Annotated in this window: 14 protein-coding genes; 2 read left to right on the plus strand and 12 right to left on the minus strand. The window is 69.4% G+C overall.

Annotation, left to right across the window (positions count from 1 at the left end):
• Positions 1 to 91 precede the first annotated feature (91 nt).
• The 9 genes from CNO20_RS00275 to ilvC form a co-directional block, all read right to left on the minus strand.
• Positions 92 to 1,201, minus strand: a complete 1,110-nt coding sequence (locus tag CNO20_RS00275; RefSeq protein WP_101294960.1) for a glycerol dehydrogenase — start codon at positions 1,199 to 1,201, stop codon at positions 92 to 94.
• Between the two features lie 380 nt (positions 1,202 to 1,581).
• Entirely contained in the window at positions 1,582 to 2,814 is a 1,233-nt protein-coding gene (locus CNO20_RS00280) for an MBL fold metallo-hydrolase (RefSeq protein ID WP_101294054.1), read from the minus strand.
• Between the two features lie 120 nt (positions 2,815 to 2,934).
• Positions 2,935 to 3,159 (minus strand): DUF8119 family protein, encoded by a 225-nt coding sequence (locus tag CNO20_RS00285; protein ID WP_101294055.1) that lies wholly within the window; start codon positions 3,157 to 3,159, stop codon positions 2,935 to 2,937.
• Positions 3,160 to 3,256: 97 nt separating this feature from the next.
• Positions 3,257 to 3,721, minus strand: coding sequence for a universal stress protein (locus tag CNO20_RS00290; protein WP_101294056.1), 465 nt, complete (start codon positions 3,719 to 3,721; stop codon positions 3,257 to 3,259).
• 2 nt (positions 3,722 to 3,723) lie between these two features.
• Positions 3,724 to 5,436, minus strand: a complete 1,713-nt coding sequence (locus CNO20_RS00295) for a sodium:solute symporter family transporter (protein ID WP_101294057.1) — start codon at positions 5,434 to 5,436, stop codon at positions 3,724 to 3,726.
• Entirely contained in the window at positions 5,436 to 5,900 is a 465-nt protein-coding gene (locus CNO20_RS00300; RefSeq protein WP_101294058.1) for a DUF4212 domain-containing protein, read from the minus strand. The genes CNO20_RS00295 and CNO20_RS00300 overlap by 1 nt, the downstream gene beginning before the upstream one ends.
• Positions 5,897 to 6,169, minus strand: a complete 273-nt coding sequence (locus tag CNO20_RS00305) for a hypothetical protein (RefSeq protein ID WP_101294059.1) — start codon at positions 6,167 to 6,169, stop codon at positions 5,897 to 5,899. The genes CNO20_RS00300 and CNO20_RS00305 overlap by 4 nt, the downstream gene beginning before the upstream one ends.
• A gap of 180 nt (positions 6,170 to 6,349) precedes the next feature.
• Positions 6,350 to 7,750 (minus strand): MFS transporter, encoded by a 1,401-nt coding sequence (locus CNO20_RS00310; RefSeq protein ID WP_101294060.1) that lies wholly within the window; start codon positions 7,748 to 7,750, stop codon positions 6,350 to 6,352.
• 81 nt (positions 7,751 to 7,831) lie between these two features.
• The gene (gene ilvC / locus CNO20_RS00315) at positions 7,832 to 8,863 is read right to left on the minus strand and encodes a ketol-acid reductoisomerase (protein ID WP_101294061.1); all 1,032 of its coding nucleotides are present in this window, start codon (positions 8,861 to 8,863) and stop codon (positions 7,832 to 7,834) included.
• 159 nt (positions 8,864 to 9,022) lie between these two features.
• Between ilvC and CNO20_RS00320 the strand changes: the two genes are divergently transcribed.
• The gene (locus tag CNO20_RS00320) at positions 9,023 to 10,375 is read left to right on the plus strand and encodes a bifunctional metallophosphatase/5'-nucleotidase (RefSeq protein WP_101294062.1); all 1,353 of its coding nucleotides are present in this window, start codon (positions 9,023 to 9,025) and stop codon (positions 10,373 to 10,375) included.
• A gap of 76 nt (positions 10,376 to 10,451) precedes the next feature.
• A complete protein-coding gene (locus tag CNO20_RS00325) occupies positions 10,452 to 11,582 on the plus strand; it encodes a S1C family serine protease (RefSeq protein ID WP_101294063.1) in 1,131 nt (376 codons plus the stop codon).
• A 52-nt stretch (positions 11,583 to 11,634) separates the two neighbouring features.
• Here the strand turns inward: CNO20_RS00325 and CNO20_RS00330 are convergent, their stop codons facing one another.
• The 3 genes from CNO20_RS00330 to CNO20_RS00340 all read right to left on the minus strand — a co-directional run bounded on the left by CNO20_RS00330 (position 11,635) and on the right by CNO20_RS00340 (position 14,316).
• Complete coding sequence (locus tag CNO20_RS00330) at positions 11,635 to 11,919, minus strand: DUF6360 family protein (protein ID WP_101294064.1); 285 nt, start codon at positions 11,917 to 11,919, stop codon at positions 11,635 to 11,637.
• 184 nt (positions 11,920 to 12,103) lie between these two features.
• The gene (locus tag CNO20_RS00335; protein ID WP_101294065.1) at positions 12,104 to 13,882 is read right to left on the minus strand and encodes a nitrite/sulfite reductase; all 1,779 of its coding nucleotides are present in this window, start codon (positions 13,880 to 13,882) and stop codon (positions 12,104 to 12,106) included.
• 98 nt (positions 13,883 to 13,980) lie between these two features.
• A complete protein-coding gene (locus tag CNO20_RS00340; RefSeq protein ID WP_101294066.1) occupies positions 13,981 to 14,316 on the minus strand; it encodes a DUF8134 family protein in 336 nt (111 codons plus the stop codon).
• Positions 14,317 to 14,419 lie beyond the last annotated feature (103 nt).

Genomic DNA, 14,419 nt, shown 5'->3' on the forward strand with positions numbered 1-14,419 from the left:
CGGGCCGAAGCCGCCGCCTCGAACAGCGTCGGTCCATGTGTGAAGGGAACCGGTAGTCAATAGTGAACCTTTTGCATCCGACGGCCGCCGATCAGCGGCCGTCGCGCGCCTTCGCGGCGCGTCCGAGCTCGTCCGCCGCGCAGATCGCGTCCCTGACGGCCGCCGGCGTCACCTCGAACGGCTCGTTGTGGATCGTCTCGTCCGGATCGCACGCGGCCTCGGCCACGGCGTCGAGCTGCTCGTCCGTCGGGTCCTCGAGGCCGATGTCCGCGAGGGTGACCGGCAGGCCGACCGCGAGCGAGAACTCGACGATCTCCGAGACGAACGCGTCGTCGCGGCCCTCCAGGACTAACTGCGACAGCGTCCCGACGTTCACTTTCTCCCCGTGGGTCGCGCCGTGGGTCTCCTCCAACTGCGTCAGGCCGTTGTGGACGGAGTGGGCGGCCGCGAGCCCGCCGCTCTCGAACCCCAGGCCGCTCAGGAGCGTGTTCGCCTCGGTGACGGCCTCGACGCTCTCGGTGACCGCGTTCGCCTCCACCGCGCGCACGGCCGAGACGGCGTGCTCTCTGAGCGTCGTGTACGCGAGCTTCGCGATGCTGCGCGCCGCGCGGGTCGGCCGATCGCCGAAGACGTTCCGGCCGCCCGATCGGTAGGTCGCGTCGGCCTCGAACCACGTCGCCAGGGCGTCCGCGACGCCGGACCGGAACAGCCGGGTCGGCGCGCCCGCGACGACTTCGGTGTCCACGAGCACGAGATCGGGGTGCTCCTCGTAGAACCAGTACTCCTCGAACTCGCCCGCTTCGGTGTAGATGACGGAGAGGCTGCTCGTCGGCGCGTCCGTCGAGGCGACCGTCGGCATCGACACCATCGCCGTTCCGGTCGCCTCCCGGACCGCCTTCGCGGCGTCAAGAGCCTTGCCGCCTCCCGCGCCCACGACGACGTCGGCGTCGCGCTCCCGCAGCACCTCGACGAGGCGGTCGATCTCCGCCGTCGACGCCTCCCCCCGGAACGTCTCGGTCGTCGCCTCGACGTCGTTCGCCCCGAGGCTCTCCGTCGCCCTGTCGCCGACGATGTCGAGCACCACGTCGTCGCCGACGACGAGCGCCGTCTCCCCGAGCGCCGCCGCGTGCGCGCCGAGGTCGTCGAGCACCCCGCGCCCCTGTACGTAACTGGCCGGTGATTTGAACGTTCGCGTCGTCACGGTGATCACGGCCGTGCGCCGCGCACGGCTCGGTTCGACCTTCGACGGCCGACGCCATGAACGCGGTGCTGATTCTCGACGCGTCGGACTCGGCGGTGCAACTCAAGCCCTTCGACGGCTGGTACCCCGGCGCGCGGCGAGGGCCCGATACAGCGATCGGACCTCCGGCGCGCCGCGGTCTGCCCGCCGGCGTCGTCTCGACGCCGGTGGTGGGAAAACCGGAACCGACGGAGGCGAGGCGTCCGCGGCGGGCGAGGGTCGCCCACGGCCGAAGTCGCGGCCTTGCTTCCTTCGGAGGTCAGTAACCCGCGACTGAAGTCGCGGACTTCCGCCCCGAACCCCCGCGGGAGGGCCGTGGCGTCGTCGGTTCTCCGGGGGAACTAGACGGCGATTTCGTCGCCCGGCTCGGGTGCCGACGCTTCGAACCCCTCGTCGAGCAGTTCAGCCGCAAACGCCTCACAGCGGTCGCCGTGGTTCACGAGAACCGGGCAGTCTCGATACGCCGCGAGCAAGTCCAGCAACCCGTCGCGGTCAGCGTGGGCGGAGAAGTCGTATCGCTCGACCTGCGCGCTGACGGGTAGTACCCGCCCGCCGATTTCTGCCCGTCCTCTCTCCAGCAACTCGCGCCCGGGCGTCCCCTCGACCTGGTACCCCGTCAGCGTGATCTTGTTCGTCGGATTCGACCGAACCTCGGGGATATACGTCATGGCCGGTCCCCCGGAGAGCATCCCGCTGGTCGTCACGATCACCGTGTTCTGCGCGGCGATGCGTCTCCGCTGCCCGTCCCGGCCGGTGACGAAGCGGGCGTTGGACTTCGCACGCCGGAGCGCCTCCCCGTCGCGGACGAACTCCGGATGTCGGCGAAGCATCCGTGTCACCCGTTTACCCATGCCGTCGACGTAGCAGTCGACGCCGTTGGCTTCGCAGATCAGCAGTATCTCCTGTGTCCGACCGATGGCGAACGCCGGAACGACGACGGTGCCGCCCTCCCAGATCGTCGTTCTGACGCTCTCGACGAACCGCTCTTCGGTGCGCTCGCGACGCTCGTGTTCGACGTCGGAGTAGGTGCTCTCGCAGATGACGACGTCCGCGGGGGGCCGTGCCGTGGACGCCGACACCAGCCGCTGACTGTCGGTGTGGAAGTCGGCGGTGTAGAAGAGCCGCGTTTCGCCGTCGTCGACGAGGACGTGCGCGCTCCCCGGGATGTGGCCCGCGTTGTAGAACGTCACCTCGTGGCCGGCCGCCTCGAACGTCTCTCGGTACCCGTGGGTCTCCGACACCTGGGTGACGCGCCGCACCTCCTCCTCGGTGAACGGGCAGTCGTAGGTGCCGCCGTGGAGTTTGAGGGTGTCGCGAGCGAGCGTCAGCGCCAGCTCGCGCGTCGGCGGCGTCCAGTGGATCGGCGGACGTCGATCGCCGGAGAGCAGCGACGGAACTGCGCCGACGTGGTCGAGGTGACCGTGGCTGACGACGACCGCGTCCGGGTCTGGCGCGCCCACCGGAAACTGCGGGGGGTTCCCGGTCGACATCCCGCAGTCGAGAAGAAGGCGGTCGTTCACGAGGATGGCACTCCGGCCGACCTCGCGAGCGCCGCCGAGAAAGCGAATGTCCATTCAGCTCTCGATAGCCGGGCGCGCCGTTTGTGTTCGTCGCTTTCCTCCCGGCCCGCCCGCTGCGCCCTCCCTCTCGTTTGTTCGTTCGCGCGTAACGCGAGCCGAGCGCCCCGGGGATTATCACCCCTCGCGCTCCTGTTCGCGCGCCATCTCGAGGGAGAGGAAGAACCCGAAGTACGCCGGAATCCCCGCCACCATGAACAGGTAGTACGCCCACCGGGGGCCCTCGACCGCTTCGAAGATCAACGACACCAGCGTCACCCATATCACGGCGAACATCAGGTCGTGGACTATCCCCCGCTTGTTCTCGCTGACGTGCTCGCGCAGGCGATCCCCGAGGTTCACGGCGACGGCACCTCGCCCGCGTTCGCGGCGCTCTGATCGTCCATGAGGGGTCGAACGGGGAGCAGCTACCTCAGGCTTACGCGAACCGGGGGCGACGTCAGTCCCCGGTGCCCGGGTAGTCGACGACCAGTACGGGAATGCTGGTGGATCGGAGCGTCCGCTCGGTCACGCTGCCGAGCAGCGCGCGCCGGACGCCGGATCGCCCGTGACTCCCCATCACGATCAGGTCGACGTCGTGGTCCTCCGCGTAGTCGGCGATCATCTCGTGGGGCGTACCGCCCGCGTGGTGCTCGACGACGTCGATCCCGCGTTCCTCGCCCAGCTGTCTGACGTAGCCGGTCGCCGACTCGGCCTTCTCGCGCAGCTCCGTCATCTGGCCGAACTGCCCCTGGCTGAGACGGTCGACCTGTTCGGGACCGAGCGTGATGCTGACCGCGTTGATGTCGACGACGAACAGCGCGTGTATCTCGGCCCCGTACTTCTCGGCGAGGTCGAGCGCGTGGTCTACCGCTGCCTGTGCGACGTTGCTTCCGTCGGTCGGAACGAGTATGCGTTCGTACATGGTTAGTCGTCCGCTGGGCTCTCGTCCATCTTCCGGGCGACCACGTCCTCGGCGGTCACGTCCCTGGCCATCGGTTCGGGGTTGTGGCACTGCCGGACCATCAGGACGATCTCCCTGGGCGGGGTCGGGGTGGCCTTGGAGACGGCGACCGTCACGATCATCACGATCGGCATGGCGACCAGCGCCGAGCCGATAGCCGGCATCCACGTGGCGAGCGGTTCGATGACGCCGGACTGCCCCTCGGGGACGCTCATGATCCCGAACTGCCCCTCGTTCAGCATCGGAATGAACCAGAGGATCAGTCCGAGGACCATCCCGGTCAGCGCGCCTTGGCGGTTGGTCTTCTCCCACCAGAGCCCGAGAAAGAACATCGGGAACAGCACGATGGCGGCCAGCGAGAACGCGTAGGCGACCAGCGCGGCGATCGGCGCCTGGGGGTTCAGCGCGGCCAGGATGACGAGCACGCCGAGCAGGATGATGCTCAGGCGGCCGACGAGGACCTGCTCCGACTGCGACGCGTCCGGGTTGACGATGTTCGCGTAGATGTCGTGGGAGATGGCCGACGACGCCGCGATGAACAGCCCGGCGACCGTCGCGACCGCCGCCGCGATCCCGCCCGCCGCGACGAAGCCGACGAACCACGTCGGCAGGTTCCCGGCGAGCTGTGTGGCCAGCACGACGATGACGTCCGCGGCCGCCGAGCCCATGCCGGGGTCGCCGTAGGTCGGCTGAACGTTCTGAGAGTACAGGGCCGTCCCGAACGCCGCGTACGCGGGAGCGCTCAGGTACAGCAGGCAGATGAAAAACAGCCCCCAGGTGCACGACCAGCGCGCGATCCGCTCGTTTTCCACCGTGTAGAACCGGACCAGGACGTGCGGCAGGCCGCACGTCCCGAAGATCAGCGAGAAACACGTCGCAATCCACAGGTAGTAGCTGCCGCCCGCGAAGGGGGCCGAGAACTCCCGCCCCAGTTCGCTGATGAGCCGCCCGTACTCCAGTTGCGGCAGGATCGTCGAGTAGCCGGCCACGTAGCCGGTCACCCACACCCCGCTCAGGAACGCGGTGATCAGGATGGCGTACTGGAGCGCCATGTTCTTCGTCGCGCCCAGCATCCCCGACAGCGCGAGGTACCCGATGGTGATCACCATGAAGATGATCATCATCCCCTGGTAGCCGGTCAGGCCCGGGATGTTGGGGTCTCCCAGAATGTACAGGCCGACCAGTCCCATACCGCGGGCCTGGCCGATCGAGTAGACGTACCCGATGAGAAACGTCGTGATCGCCGCGATGGCGCGCGCCGCGTCGGAGTTGAAGCGGTCGCCGACGAAGTCCGGCGCGGTGTACTTCCCGAACCGGCGCATCTGCGCGGCCAGGAAGATCAGCAGGATGAAATAGCCCGTCGTCCAGCCGACGACGAACGCCAGCCCGTACACGCCCGACAGCGCGATTAGGGCCGCCATCCCGAGATAGGACGCCGCCGACATCCAGTTGGCCCCGATGGCCATCCCGTTCTCGATATTCCCGATCGACCGCCCGGCGACCCACATGTCGTCGGTGTCGGCGACCTTGAATATGTACCCGACGACGAGGAACGACGTCATCATGACGATCACGATGAGCGCGGGCAGGGGCTTGAACGAGATGTCGAGCCCCTCCGGGAGCAGCGCCTGGTCCTGGAGAATGATGTACGGCAGTTGGAGAGCGGCGGCCGACATCATTCCGTCGCACCTCCGTCGGCCACCGTCGCGTCCTCGCGGCCGCCGCTTTCGACGGCGGAGTGGTCGATCCCGTACTTCGCGTCGAGTTTGTCGCGCTGGCGGGCGTACCACACCGAGAGCAGGAGCGCACTCGTGGGGCCGCCGATCGCGATCGCGAAGTAGTGAAACGGGAACCCCAGTATCGGCATCTGCGCGGTCATCAGGTCGGGCGCGATCCGGGTCGCCGTGATCGGTCCGAACGTCGTGAACGACCAGACGATGAACCCGGTCCAGACGATCCGCTGGTGTTCCCGCATGTACGGGGTGCTGGGCGACAGCAGATTGATCTCCGCGTCGAGGTAGTCGGTCGTCTCGTGTCGGGCCGTGACACCGCCGTCCGTCTCCACGTCGTGCGAACCACCCGTGCCCGTTTCCGCGCCGTACGAGTCGCTCGTCGGCTCGCTGGAATCGTCGTCAATCATTTTGATAGGTTGGTCGTGTGGTTGTCGTCGATCGCCGCGATCCTGTTCTCGCAGATCCTCTCCCGGACGCCGGCGTCCGGGATCGGCGAGAGGCCGCCTGGCTCTCCGTCGTTGCTCCGGTCGATAGTCGATCGCGGGAAGGCTGAAAGCGCGGGGGTCAGCGACGTCCTGTTACTGCCCCGACAGGGTCTTCCGCGCTCGTCGATGACCGCCGACGGCTTCCGGCGGTCCCTGCAGTACCCGGCGACGGAGAGTCGTCTTGGAACCATACCGACGCGTGGTACCGGGCGACAAGGTAAGAAACTAGGGGTTAATGGTTCGGTTTTCGGAGACGACCGGCGACCAGTTTCGGCGCGCGGTCTGGCACGTCCCGGTAGTATTGTACGCCGCACGAGCGGATAGACCAACGCCCGTGCGATGGGATTTCGAACGGTCGACGCCGCGATCGACTACGGATCGTCGGCGTCGGCCGACTCGATCCCGCGCCTCGCGCCCCGCGCGTCGTCGGAATCGTCGACCCGCGCGCCGCCGACCGCCGGCCGGGGAACGTGCCCCGCCTCGTGCAGCGGTCCGCAGAGCGCGTCCTGAACGCCGTGCTCCGCGATCGCGACCGCGGACGGGAACGCGCCTTCGCCCGGCCCCGGCTCCGCGGTCGGTGCGGGCGTCGGGCGCACGTCGGGCAGGTAGCGCCACGCGAGCGCCGTCACGAGGAACATGCTCGCGCCGGAGATCGCCGCGTTGCCGGCGTAGCCGAACGAGACGTAGGCCGCCCCGGCGACGACGCCGCCGACCCCGAACCCGATCTGGCCGATGCCGATGCTGAGGTTCATCGCGGATCCGCGCTGCTCGCCGGTCACGAGCTCCGTGAGGAGCGCCTGTAGCGGGCTGATCCGGGAAGCGAGAAGCGCCATCGCGAGGAAGAACACCGGGTACGCGAGCCACAGCGACGTGACGACGACCGGCGTGAGGAGGACGACCGCGGTCACCCCGAGCGACGCCCCGACGATGACCGGTTTGCGGCCGACCCGATCCGAGAGGCGTCCGGCCCGCGGCCCCGCGAGGACGTTGGCGACGCCGCCGACCAGGAACAGAACGGCGACGGTCGCCGCCGTCGCGCCGCGGCGCGACTCCAGCCACGTCGGGAGGTAGGCGACGTACGTCGAGACGCCGAGGAAGATGAGCAGGAACATGGCGGAGACGGCGGCGACGTCGGACCGCCGCAGGAGGCGACCGTAGCCGCCGACGGCCCCGCGCACAGAGAGCCGATCGGACGCGCGCTCGACGTCGGGTTGCGGGACCGCGATCCAGTACAGGAGAAACGAGAGCGCCGCCGGGATCGTGAACGCCAGAAACGGGGCGCGGAACCCGAACCGGGCGGCCAGGACCGTCCCCGCGGGGACGCCGGCGATCTGGCCCGCCGCCAGGCCGCTCATGACCCACCCGTTCGCCCAGCCGCGCCGCTCGCGCGGGAAGTAGTCGCCGACGTACGCGACGGCCGCCCCGTTCAGCATCCCGCCGGCCACGCCGGCGAGCGCCCGCACCGCGAGCAGCGAGGCGAACCCGTCGGCGAAGGCGTGAAGCGCCAGCGCGACGGTCAGCAGCCCGGTTCCGAACCGCAGGACGCGTCGGCGACCGACGTGGTCCGAGACGGGCCCGGTCAGGAGCGCGAAGACGGCCACCCCGACGGCGTACGCCGTGATCAGCGTCCCGAGGAGCGAGCTCTCCACCCCGAGCCGCTCCCCGATCCGGGGAAGGATCGGCGCGACGATCATCACCTGGCTCGCGAGCGAGAACACCGTGAGCCAGAGCGTGAACAGGACGACGTGCGTTTCACCCGACTGCCGATCCATCGAGCGTCGTACGCGCTCGACGGCGAAATACCCGCGCTCGAACGCCCGGGGCGTCGACCCGCTCGTCGAACCGAGGGCGACTCACTCCCCGTCGGCGTCGTCCGACAGGTCGAACTCCTCGATCGTCCGCTGCTCGGCGCGGATCATCTCGTGATCCCGGTACTTCCGGTAGAGGCGCTCGAGCTTCGGGTAGCCGGCGCGCCGCTGGAGCGTCCACTCCGTGGCGAAGCCGCCGTCGTCGATGGCGTCCATCCGCTCGCGCATGAACTCCCGCAGGGGCTCGCGGTCGAACTCGTCGACGCCGGTCAGCTGGCCGTACTGGCTCGTCATCGAGTGCAGCGGCATCTGCTCGACGAGCCCCGTCGTCGCCGCCTTCTCGAAGACGTACGCGAGCTCGCGGGAGAGGTACCCCTCCATCAGGACGGCCTCGGGCGGCGCGCCCTCCGCCAGTTCGACCTCCCACTTGGCGATGAGCGCGTTGGCGACGATCGGAACGAGCCCCTGTTCGGTCAGCAGGTCGAGCTTCGTCTCGGTCTCGAAGTCGACCTTGATGACGCCGGAGCGGGTCGCGCCGATGCCGCGGGCGACGGCGAGCGCCACGTCGAGCGCGTCGCCGGTCGCGTCCCGCTCGACCGCGACGAAGGCGGGCGCGCCCCGCCCTTCGAGATACAGCTCGCGGACCGTCGAGCCGATCATCCGCGGGGCGACCATGATCGCGTCGACGTCCTCCGGCGGCGAGATGAACCCGTAGGTGACGTTGTACCCCGAGGCGAAGTTGAGTACGTCCCCCGGCTCCAGGTTCGGCTCGACGTGCGCCTCGTACACGTCCGGGGCGACCTCGTCGGGGACGAGCAGGAACACGACGTCGGCCCGCGAGACCGCCTCGCCGGTCTCGTACACGTCGAAGCCGTCATCCTCGGCGCGGTCCCACGAGGCGTCCTCGCGGTTGCCGACGACGACGTTCTCGACCCCCGAATCGCGGAGGTTGAGCGCCTGGGAGCGGCCCTGGTTGCCGTACCCGACGACGGCGAGCGTGCGATCGTCGAGGATCGAGAGGTCGGCGTCCGATTCGTCGTAGACGGTCGAGCCGGCGGCGGAGTCGGCGTCGGACATACCACCTCCTGCGGCCGAACGGAGGTTATAGTTTCGCGCCGCGGACACCGAGCGGAGGACGAAGCCTCGCGGCGCGCTCGAACCTCGAAACGCGTTCGAACCGCGCTCGCCCGTCGGCCGAAAGCGCCTTGCCGATCGACCGACACGTCACGCGGTAGCGTGCGACTGCTCCACTATTCTGACGTCGAGAACGCCTACGACGACCCGGAGCGAATCGGCCGGCTCGCCGGACTCGTCGGCGCGCGGCGCGACGACCGGACGCTCGTCGTCGGCACGGGCGACAACACGGCCCCCGGCGTCCTCGCGCTCCTCTCGGAGGGGCGGCAGTCGCTCGACTTCTTCCGCGCTGTCCGCCCGAACGCCGAGACCTTCGGCAACCACGACTTCGATTTCGGCCCCGACCGGACGCGCGAACTCGTCGCGGACTCCCCGCAACCGTGGCTCAGCGCGAACGTCCGCGAACCCGACGGTTCGCCGTTCGCCGGCGTCGATCCCTGGACGGTAGTCGAACGCGGCGGGACGCGCGTCGGCCTCATCGGTCTCACCGATCCGGCCACGCCGGGGATGTGTCCGGCCGCGACCGGCCTCTCGTTCGCAGATCCCATCGAGGCCGCGCGCGACGCGGTCGACGCCCTCCGCGGGCGCGGCGTCGACCGGATCGTCGTGCTCTCGCACCTGGGCCGCCTGGACGACGAACTCGCGGTCGCGGTCGACGTCGACGCGATCCTCGGCGGCCACGTCCACTCGGAGCGCCGCGACCGGATCGACGGGACGCTCCTGACGCGCCCGGGCCCGAACGGCCGGGTAGTCTGGGAGGTCGAACTGGGCGGCGACAGGGCGACCGCGACCCGCCGCCGCGCGGCCGACGCGCCGGTCGACCGCACCGTCGCCGACCGGCTGCGCGCGCGGATGGACAAAACCGGATTGACGGAGGTCGTCGGCGCGGTCGACGAGCCGATCCGGCGGGAGCGGAGCCTGCGGTACGCCGGCGAGTGCCGGGTCGCCAACCTCGTCACGGACGCCTACCGCTGGGCGACGGGGACGGACGTCGGCTTCGCGAACGCCGGCGGCCTCCGCGACGGCCCGCCGCTCTCCGGCGAGGTGACGGTCGCGGACCTCGTCGGCCTCTCGCCGTTCGGCGGCACGCTCTACACGGCCGAGGTGACCGGAACCGAACTCCGGCGGCTCCTGACCGAGACGGCCGCGCCCGACGGGGCTCTCGGCTCCGACAGGCGGTGGTGGGGACACGTGAGCGGCATGCGCGTCGTCTGGGACCGCGCGCGGGACGAACTCGTCGAGGCGAGGGTCGGCGGCGAGCGCGTGGCGCGCGACGGAACCTACACCCTCGCCACCAACGGGTTCGTGCTCGCCTCCGACGACTGGTTCGCGCCGCTCACGCCAGACCACGCCGTCGACGAACACGGCGTCCAGTACGAGGCGCTCGTGGAGTACGCCCGCGAGGCGGGGATCGCCCCGGAGCTGGAGGGCCGGCTCGTCGACGTTCGAGGATAGCTTACTGTCACGATATCCGGCGCGTCGCCGCCGCTCCGGCCCGGAAGCTATTGCGCTGGCGCCCGGAGGAGCGCCCATGGACTCGGACAGCCTCACGCGCCGACGGTACCTCGGACTCGCCGCCGCCGTCGCGGCCGGGACCGCCGGTTGCTCCGGTTCCGGCGAGACGGTCGGACAGACCGGGACGAACGCCACCGCCGACCGGACCGGACCGGCGACGGCCGACAACGGGGCGAACGCGTCGAGCGGCGAAGGGACGGCGAACGGCGAAGGGAGCGTCTACACGCGCCTGTACCGCGAGATCGTCGGCTCGGTCGTCCAGATCCGGGCGCCGGGCGGCGGCCTCGGGTCGGGGTTCGTCTACGGCGAGGAGCACGTCGTCACGAACTACCACGTCGTGACCGACGCCGACCGGGTCGACGTCCTGTACAGCCGCGGGCAGTCAGTGACGGGGACGGTCGTCGGCACCGACGCGTACAGCGACCTCGCGGTCGTCCGCGTCCGGAACCGTCCGGACTACGCCGCGCCGCTCCCCCTCGCCGAGACCGAGCCGCAGATCGGCACGGAAGTGGCCGTCATCGGCAGCCCGTTCGGGCTGGAGGGGTCGCTCACGTCCGGCATCGTCAGCGGCGTCGACCGGCTCATCCCGAGCCCGGCGGCGGACTTCCGCATCCCGAACGCCATCCAGACGGACGCGTCGGTGAATCCGGGCAACAGCGGCGGCCCGCTCGTGAACCTCGACGGGGTCGTTCAGGGCGTCGTGAACTCCGGCGGCGGCGAGAACATCGCCTTCGCCATCTCGGCGCCGCTCGTCCGCCGAGTCGTTCCGGCGCTCATACGGCGCGGCCGGTACAGACACCCGTATCTCGGCGTGCAGCTGATCGACGTGACGGAGGCGGTGGCGCGGGCGAACGACCTCCGGCGGGCCAGGGGGCTGCTCGTCGTCGGCGTCCTCCCGGGCGCACCCGCCGAGGGAGAGCTGCGAGGCTCCGATTCGACGGCGCAGGTCGACGGATTCTCGGTCCCGACCGGGGGCGACGTCGTCCTCGCCGTCGACGGCCGTCGGATCGAGTCGGTTCAGGACTTCTACTCCTATCTCGCGCTGAACGCGAGCCCGGGCGAGACGATCACGCTCACCGTGCTGCGGGACGGAGAGCGGCGGCAGGTGCGGGTCGAACTCGGCGCGCGGCCGCCGCCGCAGGCCTGATTCGAGGGCCGGGACGGGCGGGATTTCGGAGTCCGGGTAGCTCGCCGGTCGACTACTCGTCCGCCGCGGCCTCGACCCGCGACGCGTACTTCTCGAGCTCCGCGGCGAGCGTCCGGGCCTGCTCGGCCGTGAGCGTCACGCGGTCGGCGTGCGGGGGCAGGTGATCGAGCTCCGCGTTGTCGAGTTCGAGTTCCAGTTTCACGTGGTCGGGGTTCTTCCGCGGCGCGGTGACGTTCAGGACGGCGAAGGCCTCCTCCTCGAAGTCGTGGCCCGTCGCCTCGCCGTCGAGCATGTCGAAGGTGGTGTACGCGTTGATCTTCAGGAGTCTGTCTGGCATGGGTTCTCTGCGGGAGTTCGTTCGGGTGAGTCGTAAATCGTGCCGTCGCGCGCCGAAGTGACGGTGACGACCCCTCGTTCGCGCGCGAAGGCGCATAGCGTTTTCCGACGGCGCTCTGGGCCGACCGATCGCCGAGGGGGGTGCCGAGCAAACGGAGGGCGGCGCTGCGCGCCGCGATTCGATTTCAGTCGTCGGCCGGGAGCGGCTTGTCCTCGCGGTCCGTGGGCGCGGGGCTCGCGTCCATGCCGTCGTCGTCGGCGTAGGGGTACCACGTCATCTTCGTGTTGTGCATCATCGGGTCCTCGTAGCTGGTCTCCTCCGGTTCGACCAGCTCGGCGAGCGTCTCCTCGTCCGTGCGCTCGACGAACTCGCGGAACGTCTCGTCGCCGTTACGCCGCTCCTCGAAGTTCGCGAGGAGGTTCTCGATCGCGCCGGGCACCTCGTCGACGGGGACGCGCTGTTTGACCCAGTCGGCGAACTGCGGATTCTCGCCGAGACCGCCGCCGAGGCCGATGTCGAGCGCCTCGACCGCCTCGCCGTCCTTCCGGGTCTTCATGCCCCGGAGGCTCACGTCCGCGATCTGCGGCTGGGCGCAGGAGGCCGTGCAGCCCGAGAGGTGGATGTGGAAGTCCTCGACGCCCTCGGGCAATTCCACGTTCTCCTTCAGCCAGCGCGCGAAGCGGACCTGCCGGTTCTTCGTCTCGACGATGGAAAGCGAGCAGAACTCCGTCCCCGTGCAGGCGATGGAGCCGCGCATGAACGGGTGCGGGTCGGGCGAGTAGTGTTCGAGGAGGTCCTCCTCCAGCAGGGCGTCGAGATTCTCCTCCGGCACGTCCGTGATGAGGACGTTCTGCCGCTGGGTCACCCGGATCTCGCCGGAGCCGTACTCGTTCGCGACGCGGGCGAGCTCGGCGGTGTCGTCCGTGCCCATCCGCCCCACGAGGACGTTCAGGCCGACGTAGTAGTTGCCGTCCTTCTGCTCGTGGACGCCGACGTGGTCCGAGTGGCCGCCGTTGGCGTACCCGGAGTTGTAGCTGTACTCGTCGCGGAGATCCTCGCCGGCCGTTTCGAGTTCGAAGTCGACGAAGTCCTCCTGGAGGACGCGGCGGAACTTCTCCGGCCCCCACTCGTCCATGAGGAACTTGATGCGGGCGTTGTAACGGTCCTCGCGGTCGCCGTGTTCGCGGAACAGCGCCGAGATTCCACCCGCGACCTCGGCGGCCCGGTCGGGCGTGACGAACACGTCGATGTTCTTCGCGAGGCGGGGCTCGTTTCGGGCGAGGCCGCCGCCGACGCGGACGTTGAAGCCCCTGACGTCCTCCCCGTCGATCTCCTTCGTCGCGGGCTCGAAGGCGAGGTCGTTGATGTCGCCCTGGCCGCAGCCCTCGCGGCAGCCGGTGACGCTCACCTTCCACTTCCGCGGGAGGTTAGTGTGCTCTTCGTTCCCCTTGAACGCGTCGTGCAGCTCCATCGCCACGGGGAGGGCGTCGACGTGTTCGTGTTTGTCCTTGCCGGCGACGGGACAGCCGACGATGTTTCGCCAGGAGTCACCGCAGGCCTGCTGGGTCGAGAGTCCGACCTCGTCGAGCTTCTCGAATATCTCGGGCACGTCCTCCAGCTTGATCCAGTGCAGCTGAATCGACTGCCGGGTCGTCCAGTCGACCCAGGAGTCTCCGAACTCGGGGTTCGACGCCGGGCCGGTCGCGTACTCCTCCGCGATGTCGGCGACGACCTCGGTCTGCCCGGGCTTCAGCACGCCATTCGGCGTGCCGATCCGCATCATGAAGTAACTCTCCTGGCCGTTGCGCTGGTGGTACAGCCCCCACCACTTGAAGCGCTCGAACCAGGCGTCGTGCTCGTCTCCGGGGATAGACTCCCACCCCTCCTCCGCGAACTCGTAGAGGTGGTCCAGTATATCGTTACCGTACACCTCCGACTTCCATTTTTCCACGTCGCTCGGCATGCTCTGGCCGTTCGTTTAGCCGGCGCACGTAAGGGCGCGCGCATGCCGTCAACCCTTCCCGGTGCTCCCTGAAAGAGGCAACATTTTCCTGTTCGACGTCAGCGGTGCGCGGCGGCGGTCGCGGCCGGGGCGACCTGCGGACACAGGACGCTCTCGCGGTCGACGTCCCGGAACTCGCCGTCGACGACTCGACCGACCGGGAGCCAATCGGTGGTCGCCTTGGCGCCGCAGGCGATACACTGGCCGTAGGCACGAACCTCGACCGTTCGTCCGTCGACGCCGGTTTCGACGAACCCCTCGACGACCACGTCAGAGAGGTCACAGGAGCAGAAATTCCCGCCCGGGAACCGCCAGAGTTCGCTGACGCTCACTTCGCGCGTGTCGTTCACCGAGATCCACGCGCCGTCGTCCAGGGTGCGCAGGGCGACGCTCATCGCACTCCCGTTCTCCCTCGAACTACCTGTATGAGTCGGCAGCCGCAATTCTGCGTCGCCCCTGTGACGGCGTCGGCGGGGGACGATCGCCGGACGAAAGCGA

It is taken from the genome of Halegenticoccus soli, from assembly GCF_002844195.1.
GTDB classification, from domain to species: Archaea; Halobacteriota; Halobacteria; order Halobacteriales; family Haloferacaceae; genus Halegenticoccus; species Halegenticoccus soli.